General features: G+C 73.7%; 12 protein-coding genes. 6 read left to right on the forward strand and 6 right to left on the reverse strand.

Translation table 11 applies throughout. The features are described from left to right. Positions 1-66: 66 nt before the first annotated feature. Together GXP71_RS16200 and GXP71_RS16205 are read left to right on the forward strand one after the other, a co-directional pair. Positions 67-267, forward strand: a complete 201-nt coding sequence (locus GXP71_RS16200) for a hypothetical protein (protein ID WP_124342231.1) — start codon at positions 67-69, stop codon at positions 265-267. Next, on the forward strand, positions 264-584 hold the full coding sequence (locus GXP71_RS16205) for a type II toxin-antitoxin system PemK/MazF family toxin (RefSeq protein ID WP_162353486.1): 321 nt from the start codon (positions 264-266) through the stop codon (positions 582-584). The genes GXP71_RS16200 and GXP71_RS16205 overlap by 4 nt, the downstream gene beginning before the upstream one ends. 62 nt (positions 585-646) lie before the next feature. Here GXP71_RS16205 and GXP71_RS16210 read toward each other — a convergent pair whose 3' ends face one another. The 3 genes from GXP71_RS16210 to GXP71_RS16220 are packed head-to-tail and all read right to left on the reverse strand — an operon-like array spanning position 647 to position 5,942. Next, entirely contained in the window at positions 647-3,553 is a 2,907-nt protein-coding gene (locus tag GXP71_RS16210) for a hypothetical protein (protein WP_162353487.1), read from the reverse strand. Next, a complete protein-coding gene (locus GXP71_RS16215; RefSeq protein WP_202924272.1) occupies positions 3,550-5,448 on the reverse strand; it encodes an HSP90 family protein in 1,899 nt (632 codons plus the stop codon). The genes GXP71_RS16210 and GXP71_RS16215 overlap by 4 nt, the downstream gene beginning before the upstream one ends. Positions 5,449-5,507: 59 nt before the next feature. Then, positions 5,508-5,942, reverse strand: a complete 435-nt coding sequence (locus GXP71_RS16220; RefSeq protein ID WP_238402460.1) for a hypothetical protein — start codon at positions 5,940-5,942, stop codon at positions 5,508-5,510. A 66-nt stretch (positions 5,943-6,008) separates the two neighbouring features. Between GXP71_RS16220 and GXP71_RS16225 the strand changes: the two genes are divergently transcribed. From GXP71_RS16225 to GXP71_RS16240, 4 genes are all read left to right on the forward strand, one after another. Beyond that, a complete protein-coding gene (locus GXP71_RS16225; protein ID WP_124342867.1) occupies positions 6,009-6,626 on the forward strand; it encodes an AIM24 family protein in 618 nt (205 codons plus the stop codon). Positions 6,627-6,639: 13 nt separating this feature from the next. After that, positions 6,640-7,281, forward strand: a complete 642-nt coding sequence (locus GXP71_RS16230) for an AIM24 family protein (RefSeq protein WP_124342866.1) — start codon at positions 6,640-6,642, stop codon at positions 7,279-7,281. Continuing rightward, the gene (locus tag GXP71_RS16235) at positions 7,281-8,036 is read left to right on the forward strand and encodes an AIM24 family protein (protein WP_162353488.1); all 756 of its coding nucleotides are present in this window, start codon (positions 7,281-7,283) and stop codon (positions 8,034-8,036) included. Before GXP71_RS16230 ends, GXP71_RS16235 begins: the two co-directional genes overlap by 1 nt. Before the next feature lie 160 nt (positions 8,037-8,196). Further along, positions 8,197-9,174, forward strand: a complete 978-nt coding sequence (locus GXP71_RS16240) for a LacI family DNA-binding transcriptional regulator (protein WP_238402461.1) — start codon at positions 8,197-8,199, stop codon at positions 9,172-9,174. Between the two features lie 137 nt (positions 9,175-9,311). Here the strand turns inward: GXP71_RS16240 and GXP71_RS16245 are convergent, their stop codons facing one another. The 3 genes from GXP71_RS16245 to GXP71_RS16255 all read right to left on the reverse strand — a co-directional run bounded on the left by GXP71_RS16245 (position 9,312) and on the right by GXP71_RS16255 (position 15,050). Next, positions 9,312-12,671 (reverse strand): glycosyl hydrolase, encoded by a 3,360-nt coding sequence (locus GXP71_RS16245; RefSeq protein WP_162353490.1) that lies wholly within the window; start codon positions 12,669-12,671, stop codon positions 9,312-9,314. Positions 12,672-13,140: 469 nt separating this feature from the next. Further along, positions 13,141-14,376: an alpha-amylase family protein gene (locus GXP71_RS16250; protein WP_162353491.1), complete on the reverse strand. Its 1,236-nt coding sequence runs from the start codon at positions 14,374-14,376 to the stop codon at positions 13,141-13,143. Continuing rightward, a complete protein-coding gene (locus GXP71_RS16255; RefSeq protein ID WP_162353492.1) occupies positions 14,373-15,050 on the reverse strand; it encodes a hypothetical protein in 678 nt (225 codons plus the stop codon). The genes GXP71_RS16250 and GXP71_RS16255 overlap by 4 nt, the downstream gene beginning before the upstream one ends. Positions 15,051-15,121: the final 71 nt, after the last annotated feature.

The raw sequence follows: 15,121 nt of genomic DNA on the forward strand, positions 1-15,121 counted from the left end.
CGAGCGAGCAGCCTCCACGATCTCGTTCCCGCGAACCTCTGTTGCACAGATGTGTAACATCGAAGCATGAGCAAGACGATCGGCTTCCGGCCCGGCCCCGCCGAGCTCGACGTGCTCGCGCGGGCCGCAGAGCACGGCACCTCGACCAGCGACGCGATCAAGCGCGGCCTCGCCCTCCTCGACCGCGAGATGTGGTGGCAGGGTGCCCGTGACGACATGGAGCGCCTGGCCGACGAGGACCTGACGACCGAACCCGACGCCTGGTGATCCGCGGCGCGGTGTACCGCGTCGACCTCGGTGCGGCGCGCGGTCACGAGCAGGGCGGTCGCCGCTACGGCGTCGTGCTCGCGCCCGCCACAGGTGTGGCCTGGTCGGTCGTCGTCGTGGTCCCGACCAGCACTCGGGCGCAGCCAGCTCGCTTCCGTCCGCAGCTCGAGCTCGCCGGTCAGACGACCGTGCTGCTCGTCGACCAGCTGCGGGCGGTCGACGTCGACCACATCCACGGAGACCCCGTCGACTATCTCGGACCCGACGAGCTCGCCGAGCTGGAGCACACCGTCAGCCGCTATCTCGGCCTCGACTGACGTTCGCGCCAACGCCGCGGGCACGGCGCTCCCTGCAGCCCGCGGGCCTCGCCCCGACGTCGTCAGACGTCCGCGACCAGGCGGTCCCACAGCGCCTGCGCCTCGGCCGGACGGCCGGACTCGTCGAGCCAGCTCGCCGCGGTGCCGGCGGCCGAGTGCACGAGCGACGTCTCCCCGGCGGCGCGGGCGCGCAGCGCGGCGGACTCGAGCGCGGCGACGCCGTCGTCCGGGCGGGGAGTGTGCAGCAGCAGCCGGCCGCGCAGAATCTCGGCGTCGATCGCCTCGACGCGCCCGCCGACCTCGTCCCACCGCGCGGGCAGCCCCTCGACGGCCGCGAGCGCGTCGTCGACGAGGCCCGCCGACGCGAGCACCCGGCTGCGCATCCCGGCGAGCACGACGTCCTCCCACGCGAAGTCCCAGCCCTGCCATGCCGCCGCCGCGTCCGGGTCGGCCAGCGTGCGGGCGTGGGCCGCCGCGTTGCACCGGGCGGCGTCGTCGACGTCGCGCAGGGCCGCGTCGACCCCGTCCGCGTCGAACCGCGCCGCGACGCGCTCCCGGCGCACGACCTGCGCGAACGCGTCCTGACCGGCACGCTCCGCGAGGTCGAGCGCATGCGCGTACAGGCGGGTCGCCTCGACGGCGTCGTCGTCCTCCACGAGCCCGGCGAGGCGCGCGACGACGGCCGCGGCGCCCGGGTCGGGCTCGGCGCCGGGCTCGGCGGGGCCGCTCGCGAGGTCGACGGCCTCCCGGGCGAGCGCGACGGCGCGGTCCTGCTCGCCGAGCGCGGCGGACAGGCGTGACGTGAGGTCGAGCAGCTGGGCGCGCAGGTGGCGGCGCAGCGCGCGGTGCTGCCGCGACACGGCGGCGTCGGGGTAGACGAGCCCGAGCGCGGCCTCAGCGACCTCGACCGCCTCGAGCTCGCGGCCGCGCGACGCCATGAGCTGGGCCGCGAGCGTGCTCTGCTCGATCGCGAGGTCCGGACGCTCGACCTCGCGCGCGGCCGCGGCGACGGCGAGCGCGAGCGCCTCCGCGCGGTCGGGCTGACCCGTCCCGGCGAGCACGTGCGCGCGGCGCGCCTCGACCTGGAGCAGCACCTCGGGGGCGCCGGCGACGCGCGCGACCCGGGCGCCCTCGTCGAAGTGCGCGTGCGCCGCGTCGAGGTCGCCCTCCTGCGCGCTCGCGACGGCCCGCTCGGCGGCGACCTGCGCGCGCAGCATCGGCTCGTCGCCGTCGTCGAGCAGGTCGAGCGCGCTCTGCAGCACCGCCGCACGGTCGGGGCCGAACGGTGTGACGTCGAGCAGCACGCGCGCCGCGACCGACCGGTCCTCGGCGGACGCCGGGCGGGCCTCGACGAGGATCGCGTAGGCGTCGGTGTGGAGCTCGCGTGCCTGCTCCTCGAGCGCCTCGGCGGCGACCCGCGACCGGACGCGGGCGCGCTGCACGGGGGTGCCGTGCGCGTCGACGGCCGCGACCACGGCGGCCACGTCGACCGGGCGACCCGCGTGCAGGTCGGCCAGGACCTCGACGAGCACCGCCTCGGCCTCGTCGCCGAGCGTGCGGTAGAGCTCCGCGGCGCTCGTCGCGAGGGACAGGTCGGGGTGCGAGGACGGTGCCCAGAGCGCGAACGCGTCGAGATCGGCCGCGGCGCGGACGGCGACCGGGTCGGTGCGGTCGAGGGCGTCGAGCTCACCGTCTCGGCGGCCCTTCCAGTGCGCCACGAGACGCGTCCACGTCGGCGTCGACGCACGGCGGCGCGCGAGGATCACGAGCTCCGCGAGCGCGGGCAGGTCGAGGCCGCCCGGGTCGACGCCGAACGTCGGGTCGAGCGGGGTGCGGACCACGTCGAGGCGCGCGACCGTCTCGGCCGGTGCCGTGACGGGGCCGAGCGGGAGGTGCGGCAGGTCGGGCGCCTCGACCCAGGCCCGCACGCGGTCGCCGACGGCGGTCGTGCCGTTGCGCTCGTCGAACGCGCGCGCGAGCGACCACGTCTGCTCCTCGACGCGGACCAGCAGGTCGGCGGCGCGCTCGGGCGGCCGACCGCCACCGCGGACCGTCGCGTCGCCGTCACCGGCCGCGACGACCGCGTGCAGCAACCGCGTCGCCGCGGCGGCGAGCTCCATCCCCGCGTAGGGCGACGACGGGTGCTCGAGCGCGTGCCGCTGCTCGCCGAGCACCTCGAGCCCGCGCGTGAGGTTGCCGGTGCGCGCGAGCACGTGCAGGTGCCGCGCGACCGAGGCCGTGTCCGCGGGGTTCGACCGGCTCGCCCGGAACGCGGTGCGGTGCAGCGTCGCCGCGCGGTCGTGGTCCCCGACGACGACGAGCGACGTCAGGGCCTCGCCGATCGCGACCTGCGGCTGCTCGCTGCACCCCACGTCGCCGTCGACCACGGGCGCGAGCTCGGCGAGCACGTCCGCGTGCCGGCCCAGCTCGGCGAGGTGCGCGATGCGCGCCGACGGCTCGCAGCCCTCGCAGTCCGACAGGTGCGTGCGCGGGGCGCGCACCCACGCGTCGAACTCCGCCTCGGCCGCGGCTTCACCGTCGACGTGCGCGCGCAGCACGTAGGCGCAGCCGAGCACGGGGGCGAGCCCCTCGCCGGCCTCCGCGTACCGCCGCCGCATGCCGTCGAGCACCTCCTGGAGCTGCGCGAGCGGCACCTGCGGGTGGTCGACGAGCCACGTGACCATCCACTTGTGCAGCCAGAGGACCTCCCAGCGCTGCTCGTCCGTCATCCAGCCGGGGGCGGCGTCGTACTGCTGCAGCACGTAGACGAACGGCGCGAACATGCGGTGCCGGTCGTTGGCGTGGTGCAGCGACGACACGTACGCCAGGCGCGCGCGGAACCGCAGGTCGGCGTCGCCCTGCGCGTCGGCGACCTGGACGAGCTCCGTCGCGACGTCGGGCTTCGCGTTCGGCGGCGTCTGCGCGAGCCGCTGGAACAGCTCCTCGACCTCGGCGCGCGTCACGGTCATCGGGTCGTCCCCTCGGGGTCGGTGGCGGGGGTCTCGGTGGCGGGAGTCGCCGTCGCGACCGCGCGGTCCAGCAGGGCGTTGAACGAGCGGTCGAGCAGGGCCGAGTCGGCGGGGCGCAGGCGTCGCGGCGCGGCGAGCAGGGCGCGGCCGTACAGCGTCTCGGCGGCGAGGCCGCGCAGCGTCGCGTCGTCGAGCGCGAGGACGCGCCGGACCGTCGGGTTGGCGTCGTTGAGCAGCAGGCGCGGGCGGTCGCTCCCGCCGTCGTCGAACGCCCCCAGCAGCGCACCCCACGCGTCGTCGACCTCGGCGGCCACGGCCCGGACCTCGCGCCGGTCCTGCGCCGCGTCGTCCTCGACGAGCAGCGCCGGGAGCGTCGCGGGTGCGTACGAGCGCAGCTCGACGTCCACCTGGACGGCGTCGAGCACCGCCCGGACCTCGTCGAGCGCCGACGCGACCTCACGCGCGCGCTCCTCCCCGACGAACCGCACGTGCCCCTCGACGTCCGTCGGCGTCACGCGCTCCACGACCGCGTCCGGCCGGACGTCGACCAGCCGGTGCACGAGCGCGAGGTCGAACGTGTACCCGCCGTTGACGACCGCGACACCCTGCGCGGCGAGCACCGCACCGACCTGCCGGAAGTCGTCGATCGACTGCGTGACGCGCACGACGTCCGTCGTGGCCAGCAGCTCGGGCAGCGTCGTGACGCCCTGGTTCGTCTCGAACGGCAGCAGCGGCAGGACGATCCGCAGCAGCTCGTCGTCGTGCAGCGCGAGCGCCTTCACCGCGGTGTCGTGCAGCGACAGGAACTCGCGGAGGCGGTGCGGCTGCGTCGCCGCGAGCCGCACGAGCCACGCGCGGACCTGCTCGCCGATCGACGTGCGGACGTGCTCCAGCAGGTCGTCGTCGACGAGCCCTTCGCGGTCCGCCGTCGGGCGCAGCAGCTCCGCGTCGACCGCGCACCGCACGAAGAACGCCCACTCGGGCACGAGGTCCGGCACCTGGTCCGACAGCAGCATGCCCTTGAGGTGGACGCGGTGGCGCCCGTGCCGCGCGCTCGACGAGCGCTGGCCGGCGATCACGGCGACCCCGTCGAGCCCGGCCTCCGGCACGCGGATCGGCAGCACGTGGAACGGCGTCCCGCCGAGCTCGGACTCCGCGAGCCGCACGCACGCGTCGCGGCGCCGCTCGGGGTCGGACTCGCGCCACGGCGGGGTCCGGTCGCTCACCTCGACGTCGCCGTCGGGCGTGCGGACGACCACGCGGTGCGGCAGGTACGCGCCGTAGTGCCGGGCCAGCTCGACGACGCTCGCGCTGCTCAGCAGGTGCTCCGACCCGCGGCGCGGTGCCAGGGCCACGCACGTGCCCGGTCCGGCGGCGAGCCAGTCGGCACGCTCGTCGTCCGCCTGCTCACGCCCCGCCCACGGCTGCAGCCGGTACGTCCCGTCGGCCTCCCCGACCCACCGCACCGGCGGCTCGTCGCCCCGGTCGCCGCGGCGGGACACGACCTCGATCGCGTCCGTGACCATGAAGCACGACAGCAGCCCGATCCCGAACCGCCCGAGCAGGTCGGACCGCGCCAGCCCGAGCTCGTCGCGCTTGCTCGACCGGCCGATCGTCGCGAGGAACGTCCGCACGTCGTCCTCGTCGAGCCCGACGCCCGAGTCCATCGCGTGCAGGCGGCCGTCGTCGGACACGTCGGCCGGGACCAGGAGCAGCGCCGGACGGTCGTCGCGCGCACCGCGCACCGTCACCGCGTCGACAGCGTTCTGGACGACCTCGCGCACGTACACGCGCGGGCCGGAGTAGAGGTGGTGGCTCAGGAGCTCGACGACGCCGCGCAGGTCGACCTGGAAGGCGCTCTGCATCGTCGTCCCGCTCGTCCCGTCGTCAGGCACCCGTGCACTGTAGGTGCCAACCCCCGCCCCCGGTGCCGGTTCTCCGGGGCAGGACGCCCTCAGGCGAAGTCGAGCGTCTCGACCCGCCGGCCGGTCACCTGCGCGATCAGGTCGAAGTCCGTGTCGACCGCGAGCACCGTGAGGCCCAGCTTCTCCGCCGTCGCCGCCACCAGAAGGTCAGGGACGGAGGCTGATCGGTGCTCGCCGCGCTCGGCGAGAAGGATCTGCACCTCGACCGCCCGCGCCTCGATCCCGGGCGTGAGGTGCCGCGTGACGACGGTGATGCGGAGCAGACCGCGTTCCAGCCGCGACTGCCAGAGATGGCGAGCGACACCGGCGTGGCCGCGACGCATCGATGTCGCGCCGTCGGGGCGTCGTCGCGTCGTCGCGTCGGCAGCGGTTCCCCCGAGTCGGGGAATCACCTGCTCTCCCGGCCCGAACACGGCGCGGGCGTCGCACCGCACGGTTAGGCTCCCCGGAGTCCTGACGCCCACCGCCCCCGGACGTGGCGTCGACCTCCGCCCGCGCGCTCCCGCGCGTGCCCGTCAGACAGGGGAACCGTGGCCGTCCTCACCGCGGACAAGCGCGTCCTGCACGCCGACCTCCAGGGCGACTCCGTCCGGGCCGCGTCCGGCTCGATGGTCGCCTACACCGGCAAGGTCGAGTTCAAGTCGGCCGGCATGGGCGGCGGCGGCGGGTTCCGCGCCGCGCTCAAGCAGCGGGTCGCCGGCGAGTCGATCTCGCTCATGACGTGCAGCGGCGCGGGCCGCGTCTACCTCGCGCAGGACGCGATGGACGTGACCGTCGTGCAGCTGCAGAACGACCGGCTGACCGTCGAGTCCGACCACATCCTCGCGGTCACCGACGGGCTCCAGCTCGACGTGCAGTTCGCCGGCCTCCGGGGCATGACGAGCGGGCAGGGCCTCGCGACGACGACCGTCACCGGCACCGGCCAGGTCGCGATCATGTCCGAGGGCCCGCTGATCGCCCTCGCCGTCACACCCGGCGAGCCGCTCGTCGTCGACCCCGACGTCTACGTCGCGGGCACCGGCCAGACGCAGATGAGCCTCGTGTCGGGCGTCTCGTGGCGATCGGTCATCGGCGAGGACGGGGGCGAGCCGTTCTCCCTGCGGTTCGAGGGCAACGGCACCGTCTACATCCAGCCGGCCGAGCGCTGAGAGGGCGACGACGATGGCGTTCGAGAAGGTCAACAGCAAGGTCGTCCGCATCCCCGTGACGACGCAGAACCCGGTGCTCGCGCGGCGTGGCGCGATGCTCGGGTACGAGGGCAACGTGTCGTTCCGCCCGATCAGCGGCCAGGGGCAGGGCGTCGGCGGGTTCGTCGGGGCCGCGATGTCCGGCGAGTCCAACCCGATGATGGCGACCGAGGGCAACGGCTCCGTCCTGTACGGGTTCCGCGGCCTGCACGTGACGGTCGTCGACCTCACGGGCGACTCGCTCACGGTCGAGGCGGACCGGCTGCTCGCGCACGACGCGAACCTCCAGACGAGCGTCGAGTTCATCGGCCAGGGCGGCATCCGTTCTGCGGTCCGCGGCGCCATGACGGGGCAGGGCCTGTTCACCACGCGCATCTCCGGGCACGGGTCGGTCGCGCTGCTGTCGCACGGCGGCACGTTCCCGCTGCAGCTCACCGGGGACGTCGTCGGCGTCGACCCGCAGGCGTACGTCGGCCACACCGGCGCCCTGAACGTCGACCTCAAGGCCAGCGTCGGCCTGCGCGACCTCGTCGGCCGCGGCTCCGGCGAGGCGTTCCAGCTCCACGTGTCGGGCCACGGCACGGTCTACGTCCAGGCGTCCGAGGAGAAGTTCTGATGATCAGCGGCATCGACACGGCGGTCTACGACGCCCGGACGCTCCCGTCGAACGACAACGTCAACCCGTACGCGTTCGCGATCGACCTCAACGGTGAGTGGTTCACGTCCAAGGGCGCGATGATCGCGTACTACGGCAACATCGACTTCTCCGCCGTCAGCGCGTACGCGTCGCGCGCGGCGTGGGTCGCCGCCCGGTTCTCGTCGCCGCTCTACGCGCAGGAGTGGGTCGTCGCCTCCGGTCACGGCAAGCTCGTCATCGGCGACCGCGGGAACGACATCAACTCGTACGACCTCGCCGACGGCAACCTCACGATCAAGCAGACCAACCTGCTGGCCTTCGAGACGGCCCTGGAGCTCAAGCAGTCGATCGTGCCCGGCTTCGTCACGCTGATCGGCACGGGCAAGTTCCTCGCGTCGTCGAACGGCCCGGTCATCTTCGTCGAGCCGCCGTTCCGCGCCGACCCCGAGGCGCTGCTCGGCTGGGCCGACTGCCCGTCGCCCAGCCACCACTACGACTACAACTGGATGGCGCACTCGCTCGTCGCGGGCGTCCAGATGATGTTCGGCCGCGAGTCCGGCGAGGAGCGGCAGTTCGACTTCACCGGCAAGGGCACGGTGCTGCTCCAGTCGTCGGAGGTCCAGCGGCACGACCCCGCGCTCCTGCGGATCGTCGAGGCGCAGACCCAGATGCTCGACGCCCACTCCGCCGGCCAGCTCGGCCACAAGCTCGTCGCCCGCTCGCAGCAGTCCTGACGCCCGCTGCGGCGGTGCGTGCGCCTGTCCACGCGGCGCCCGGACGGGCGTCGTTGCGCCGCGCGCGCGTTCTTCGACGACGCGCGGTCTCCGCGCGGGTGCGCGGGTCTAGGGTGGGCGGCGCAGTCCGGCCAGGTTGAGGAGGAAGACCGTGCCGCGCGTGACCAGTGCCGACGTGGCCCGGGAGAGCGGCGTCTCGCGCACCACGGTGAGCTACGTGCTCAACGCCAAGGACGGCGTCGTCATCACCGACGCGACCCGGCAGCGCGTCCTCGACGCGGCGGCCCGCCTCGGCTACACGCCGTCGGCGGCTGCCCGGACCCTGCGCTCGGGCCGGTCGGACCTCGTGCTCGTGGTGCTCCCGGACTGGACCGTCGGGCCCGTCATCGACACGCTCATCGACCACCTCACCACGACGCTCGCCGACCACGGCCTGTCCGTCCTCGTGCACAGCGGACGCGGCAAGGGCTCGCTCGCCGACCTGTGGCGCGCGGTGACGCCGTGCGCGGTGCTGGGCCTCGCGCCGTTCGCCGACGAGGACACCTACGCGATGCGTCGGGCCGGCATCCCCGTGGTCGGCACCGCGCTCGACGAGGACCCGCACCCCGAGATCTTCTCCGTGCCGCAGACGAACATCGGCGCGCTCCAGGTCGACCACCTCGTGGAGCGCGGGCACCGGGAGCTCGCCTACGCCGCTCCCGCCGACGACCGGCTGTCCGCGTTCGCCGACCGGCGACTCGCGGGCGTCCAGGCCGCGTGCCAGGACCACGGGCTTCCAGCGCCGCGCGTCGCGGCCGTGGGGCTGGACGTGGAGTCCGCGACAGCGGCCGTGCACGCGTGGCGGTCCGGCGACGAGCCCGTGACCGCGGTCGCCGCGTACAACGACGAGGTCGCGCTGGCGGTGCTCGCCGGGCTGCGCGCCGAAGGGCTGCGCGTGCCCGCCGACGTCGCCGTGATCGGCGTCGACGACATCCCGACCGCCAAGCTCGCGGCACCCCCGCTGACCACGATCTGGCAGGCCATCGACGCGCAGGCGTCCTACCTGGCCGCGTCCGTGCTGGCGGCCCTCGACCCGGCGGTCCGGCCGCCGTCCCAGACGAGCGACGTCTTCCACGTCGTCGCGCGCGAGTCGACCTGAGCCCGGCCGTCAAGGTCGCGGTCGCGTCGTCGCGTCCCGGCCGGACGTCCCCACGGAGCGACTGCGCGCCGTCCTGACACGACGAGGGCGCACCCGCCGGTGTGGAGCCCGGTGGGTGCGCCCTGTCGTCGGTCGGCCTACTGGAACGTGAACCAGTTGACGTTGACGAAGTCGGCCGGCTGACCGGACTCGAACGTCAGGTAGACCGTGTGGGTGCCGGTCACGCCCGCGATGTTCGTCGGGACCGTCTTCCACGTCTGCCAGCCGCCCGTGCTGCCGATCGCGAAGCTGCCGACCGGCTGGGCGGTGGGGCTGTCGAGCCGCACGACGACGAGCCCGCTGACCCCGGCCGCCGCCCCGGACGCGACGCGTGCGCTGAACTGCGTGCGGGCCGTGGTGCCGAAGCGGACGTTGTCGAAGCGCAGGTGGTCGCCGTTGCCGATCCAGGCGACGTTGAGGCCGCCGTCGGTGTCGGACGTCGCCTCGGTGGAGGTGCCCGACTGGCCGTTGAACGCCTCCGCCTGGATGCGGGACGTCGCGTCGACGCCCGTGCCCGTGCCGGCCGACGTCGTGACGGACACCGAGCCGCTGGTCGCGGACCGGTTGCCGGCGGCGTCGTACGCCCGGACCGCGAACGTGTAGGCCGTGGACGCGGACAGGCCGGACGCGGTGTAGGACGTGCCGGACGTCGAGCCGACGACCGTGCCGTTCCGCAGCACCTCGTACCCGGTCACCCCGACGTTGTCGGTCGACGCGGACCACGCCAGGGTCGTCGACGACGAGGTCGTGCCCGACGCGGCGAGACCGCCCGGCGTGGACGGTGCCGTGGTGTCGCTCCCGGTGCCGGACGGCGTGGAGACGCTGACCGACGTGCTGGAGGACGACCGGTTGCCGGCCGCGTCGTACGCCCGGACCGCGAACGAGTACGTCGTGCCGGCGGACAGCCCGGACGCCGTGTACGTCGTGCCGGACGTCGAGCCGACGACGGTCCCGTTGCGCAGCACCTCGTAGCCGGTGACCGCGACGTTGTCGGTCGAGGCCGACCACGAGAGCGAGGTCGAGGACGACGTCGTGCCGGATGCGCTCAGCCCCGACGGGGTCGAGGGCGCCGTGGTGTCGCCGCCCGTCGAGCCACCCGTGGTCGACGCGACGGACCGCGCCGGCACGGACAGCGTGACGCCGTTGGAGAACGTCACGGTGATCGCCGAGCTGCCCATGTTGGCGGCCTGGTAGGTGCGCGTGCCGTTCTTGACGAAGACCGCGTGCAGCGGGGTGTTCGCCGTGACGGACCGGTCGACGGTGCCGAGCACGGACAGGTTCTTCAGCCAGTAGAACGTGTGCGCCCGGGACTCACCCTCCTCGACGGTGTACGAGCCGGCCTGGGACCGGAACTCGGACAGCGCGGTGGGGGCGTCGGCCAGGGCCTGGAACTCCCAGATGATGTCCTGCCACACCGTCGCCTTGCCGCCGTTGTTGCGTTCGAGCTCGGTGAGGTTCCGGCCGATGTACGACGGGTTGTAGCCGAGGTAGAGGTGGCCCGCGGTGCTGGGCAGCAGGTTGATGCCCTGGATCATCTCGGGCTCGGCGGAGAACCACGTCGAGTACGCGCCGCCGTCGCCCCACACCATGCCGACCGTGGAGTGCCCGAAGGAGGCCGGGAACGCCTCGTCGTCGGTGTCGAACCAGTAGTTCTCGATGGCCGACGCCTGCGTCGTGTAGAGGTAGATGCCGAGGTCACGGACGGTCTTGTTGCCCGTCGCCTGGCCCCACTGGATGAGCCCGCTGGCGAAGTTCATGCCCTCGGACGACGACTCCTGGTTGTTGCCCGCACCGAACGCGCCGTGCCCGGAGGCCCAGTCGTGGCCGGCGTAGATGTCGAAGTCGCGCAGGAACGGGAACCGGGTGTCGGTGCGGTCCCAGTTGGCGGCGTCCTTGATGACGGTGTTGACCATGCCGCCGTACGCGGAGTCCGCGGCCCACGACGGGTCGAACTGCGCGACGTTCGCGGCCGCGACCACGTAGTACCCGTAGTGGAAGTGGTGGTCGTTGAGGTCGGTGTCCGAGCCGTACGACGCGGGGTAGCCGATGAGCGTGCCCCACGACGGGTTGTACCAGAACGCCCGCTGCGTCTCGCCGGAGGACGCCGTCATCCAGTCGGTGAGGCGCGTCTTCACCGACGCGAGCAGCTTGTCGCGCGCGGTGGTGTTGCCGGTGAGGTTCGCGATCTGGATGACCTGCGCGGCCCGGCCGAAGGCCTTGCCCGTCCAGTAGGTGTCCTCGCCGAAGCCCGCGAACGGGTCGGTCGCAGCCACCTGGTCGACGTAGCCGTTCAGCTGCGTCGCGTCGGCCGAGCCGGGCGTGAAGCCCGTGGCGGCGAGCTGCGGGAGCACGCCGTTGAACGCGGTGACCGTCTGGAACTGGGACGAGCCGAGGACGACACGCATCGGGCCGCGCGGCGAGACGTACGCGTAGCTGCTGGGCGTGACGCCCGAGAGCTGGTCGCGCTGGTGCGGGTAGAGCGCGTAGACGGTGCCCGTCGCCGACCCCTGCTTGGCGGTCGTGGTGAACGCGTAGGTCGCCGTCATGCGCGCGGTCGACTCGTCGTACGACCACGACACCTTGGTGCCCGTGACGTGGTTGTGCGCGTAGGTCGCGTAGGCGTTGAGCGCGGCGACCTTGTCCGACGTGCTGCTGCCCGACGCCGTCGGGAGGACCGCGACGGAGAAGAAGTCCTTGCCGTTCAGCGACGAGCTGATCGACGTCCCCGAGATGTTCCACGTGGAACCAGAGGGTGCGAACGCCGCGTAGTCGTGACCGTTGACCGTGAAGCCGAGCGCCGCGTTGGTGTTGCTCCACACGGTCGGGGTGCCGGTCGTCGTCAGGGTCGCGTTGCCGCCGGTCTTGGTCGCGTAGACGAACGGCAGGCCGTGCCCGAACGTCGTGCGCAGGCTGCTCGAGCCGTTCGTCCAGAGCTCGCTGACGGTCCAGTCGGAGTAGCCGTCGACCTTGCCGTCCGACGACAGGCCCGCGACGCCGAGGCGGAAGTCCTCGGCGTACGAGTAGTGGTACTCGCTCACGCCCGTCGACGTGCCGGAGACGCTCGGCGTCGTCGCGTAGCTCACGCCCAGACCGTTCGTGAACGCCTTGAACGTCAGCGGGTGGGCCACGAGGTTCTCGGAGATCGCGTTGCAGTCGAACTTGCGCCACAGCAGCGACGTCCACCAGTCGTTCGTCGGGATCGCCCCGGCCGGGAAGCTCGACGTGACGTGCGCACGCGGGTTGGTGACCGGGGTGCCGTTGCACTCCGTGGGCACCGCACCGCCGCTCGGCGTCCCCTCGGCGTAGCTGCCGGAGCCCACCGCGACGGCGGCGGCGCGCGGGACGGGCAGGAACAGCGCCTGGACGAGGTACGCCACCAGGGCGCCGACCACGATCATCGCCACGAGGGCGCGCCGGTCGACGGCTCGCGCCCTCACCGGCAGGGGATGGGATGACATCCGACGGTCTCCGTTCTCGGGTCGGGTGCCGCGCGGCTGTCGTCGTCGACGCGTCGTGCGGCACCGGGGGCGGCGCGGGCGTCGGGGGACGTGCGCGCCGGGACGTGCTGGTCTCACCGGCGTCGCGAGACGCGGCGCCGGTGCGGGGCGGGTGCCGGTCGTCGGCGCGGTGGCGCCGCGACGTCCCTGTCGCAGCGCGGACCGTGCCTCGTGGCCGGCGTGGTGCGGGCGGCTCGTGACCGCCGTGGTGCAGTCCGTCGCCGGCGCAGGGCCTCGTCTCTGAGGCCTGGTCACGGTCGTTGACTCGTGTCACCGGCGTTGAGCGTCAAGGCTGGTGGCGACGCCGGACAAAGTCAAGCGGAAGGAGAAAGTCGTCCCCGGACGAGGGACACCGCCCGCACCCGCCCCGCGCACGCGCGTCACCCGCACGTACGCGTGCGACGGCGTCGGGACCGCCCGGGCAACCCGGTCAGGCGCGGTACTCGAACAGCACCGTCCCGGCGTCGTCACGCACGACCGCCCGGTGACCGTCGGTCACGTCGAGCTCGACGTGCAGCGCCTCGTCGCCCGCGCGCGCCGTGTAGACGTACCGCGTGTTGGTCAGCGACGTCGCCGCCGTCGTCGCCCGGACCAGCCACGGGTGCCGACGACGCAGCCCGATCAGCTCCTGGTGCCGCCGGAACGTGTCGGCGCCCCACGCCGCGAGGTCGCTCGGCGACCCCGGCATCGACGGGCGCACGTCGTCGTCGCCGCCCAGCCGCTCCTCCTTGACGCCCGTGTACCCCTGCTCGTCGCCGTAGTAGACGGACGGCACGCCCCCGACGGTCATGAGGACGACGAGCGCCAGCACGGCACCCTCCGGCCCGACGGTCGACGCGATGCGGCTGACGTCGTGGTTCCCCACGAACGTGCTGGTCAGCACGCTGTCCAGGATCTCCGCGTGCCGCTGCAGCGCCCAGTCGAGCTCGAAGAAGTTGCCGTCGACGAGGCTGCTCCAGATCGCCTTCCACAGCTCGTACTGCGTCACCGAGTCGAACGTCGCCGCCTGGGCGATCGCGGCGTAGTCGCCGTGGATGACCTCGCCGACGAACCACGCGTCGGGGTGCGCCTCGCGCACCCGCGGCAGCACCTGCGCCCAGAACTCCGTCGGCACCGCGTACGCCGCGTCGAGCCGCCAGCCGTCGATCCCGCGGTCGAGCCACGTCGTCATCACCTGGACGACGAGGTCCACGACTTGCGGCGACGCGTGGTTCAGCGCGACGAGCGACCCGTGCCCCTCGAAGTCGCCGAGCCGCGGGTGCGCCGGGTCGGACCAGTCGACACGCAGCACATCGGCGAGCGGGCCGTCAGGACCTCCGTCGAGCACCTCGCGCACCCACGGGTGACCGGCGCCGACGTGGTTGAACACGCCGTCGAGCACGACGCGCAGCCCGCGGTCACGGCACGCCGCGACGAGGTGGTCGAGGTCCGCCTCGTCGCCCAGACGCGGGTCGATCCGGAAGTGGTCGAGCGTGTCGTACCCGTGCGACTCCGACGCGAACACCGGCCCGAGCAGCAGCCCCGACGTGCCGAGCTCGACCGCGTAGTCGAGCCACGCCTCGAGGTGCCGCAGCCGGTGCGCCGCGTCGTGCTCGGTCCGGATCGGCGCCCCCGTGAACCCCAGCGGGTAGACGTGCCACCAGATGCAGTGCTCGACCCAGCTCATGCCCCTCCTCGGCCCACGGCTCCCGACGGTCCGACCGTACGTGCCCGTGCGCGCAGCGCCCACCAGACGACACCGCCCGCCGTCAGGCCCAGCCCGAGCAGGCCGAGGACGATCGTGAGGAACACGCCCCCGATCGTGCCGAACACGCCCAGCAGGAACGACGACGTCCGCTGCCCCTCCGCAACCACCGCGAGCGCACCGTCGCTCGGCGATCCCGGGACGACGACCGTGTGCTGACCCGGCGTCGCGACGGTGAACGCCGCCACGTTGGACGCCCGACGGTCGCCGCGCTGCGCGTTGATGCTGACGCCCGGGGCGTCGTCGACCTCCACCGGCGACCCGTCGGGCCCGACGACCCGCACGTCCGCGTCGAGGCCCGTGTGGGCGTCGACGTCGTCGACCACGAGGAACACGTCGTAGCGCCCGGGCGCGAGGTCCACGTCGACCGCGCCCGGCACGTCGGTCCATGCCACCGCCGAGGGTCCCGCCTCGCCCTGCGCGTCGATCACGCCGAGCGGCAGCAGCGACAGGAACGTGCGCACGACCACGACCGCGGCGACCATCGTGGCGACGAGCAGCAGCGCGCCGGCCGACGTCAGGACGACAGGGCCGACGAGCGAGCGGCGCGGCGTCGTGGAGGTCGGCGGGGCGGGCGGCGGGTACGAGGCGTCCACGGTCGCTGGACGTTACTCCGCCCCGCTCCGCGGCGGAGCGGACGCGCGCGACGGGTCGCACGGTCCGCGAG

It is taken from the genome of Cellulomonas sp. H30R-01, from assembly GCF_010119915.1.
In the GTDB taxonomy this organism is placed as follows: domain Bacteria; phylum Actinomycetota; class Actinomycetes; order Actinomycetales; family Cellulomonadaceae; genus Cellulomonas; species Cellulomonas algicola.

What these genes read in the sequence shown, in the direction of transcription:
- GXP71_RS16200 (WP_124342231.1), top strand. Translation starts at nt 67, where the DNA reads ATGAGCAAGACGATCGGCTTCCGGCCCGGCCCCGCCGAGCTCGACGTG.
- GXP71_RS16210 (WP_162353487.1), bottom strand. Translation starts at nt 3,553, where the DNA reads ATGACCGTGACGCGCGCCGAGGTCGAGGAGCTGTTCCAGCGGCTCGCG.
- GXP71_RS16230 (WP_124342866.1), top strand. Translation starts at nt 6,640, where the DNA reads ATGGCGTTCGAGAAGGTCAACAGCAAGGTCGTCCGCATCCCCGTGACG.
- GXP71_RS16235 (WP_162353488.1), top strand. Translation starts at nt 7,281, where the DNA reads ATGATCAGCGGCATCGACACGGCGGTCTACGACGCCCGGACGCTCCCG.
- GXP71_RS16245 (WP_162353490.1), bottom strand. Translation starts at nt 12,671, where the DNA reads ATGTCATCCCATCCCCTGCCGGTGAGGGCGCGAGCCGTCGACCGGCGC.
- GXP71_RS16250 (WP_162353491.1), bottom strand. Translation starts at nt 14,376, where the DNA reads ATGAGCTGGGTCGAGCACTGCATCTGGTGGCACGTCTACCCGCTGGGG.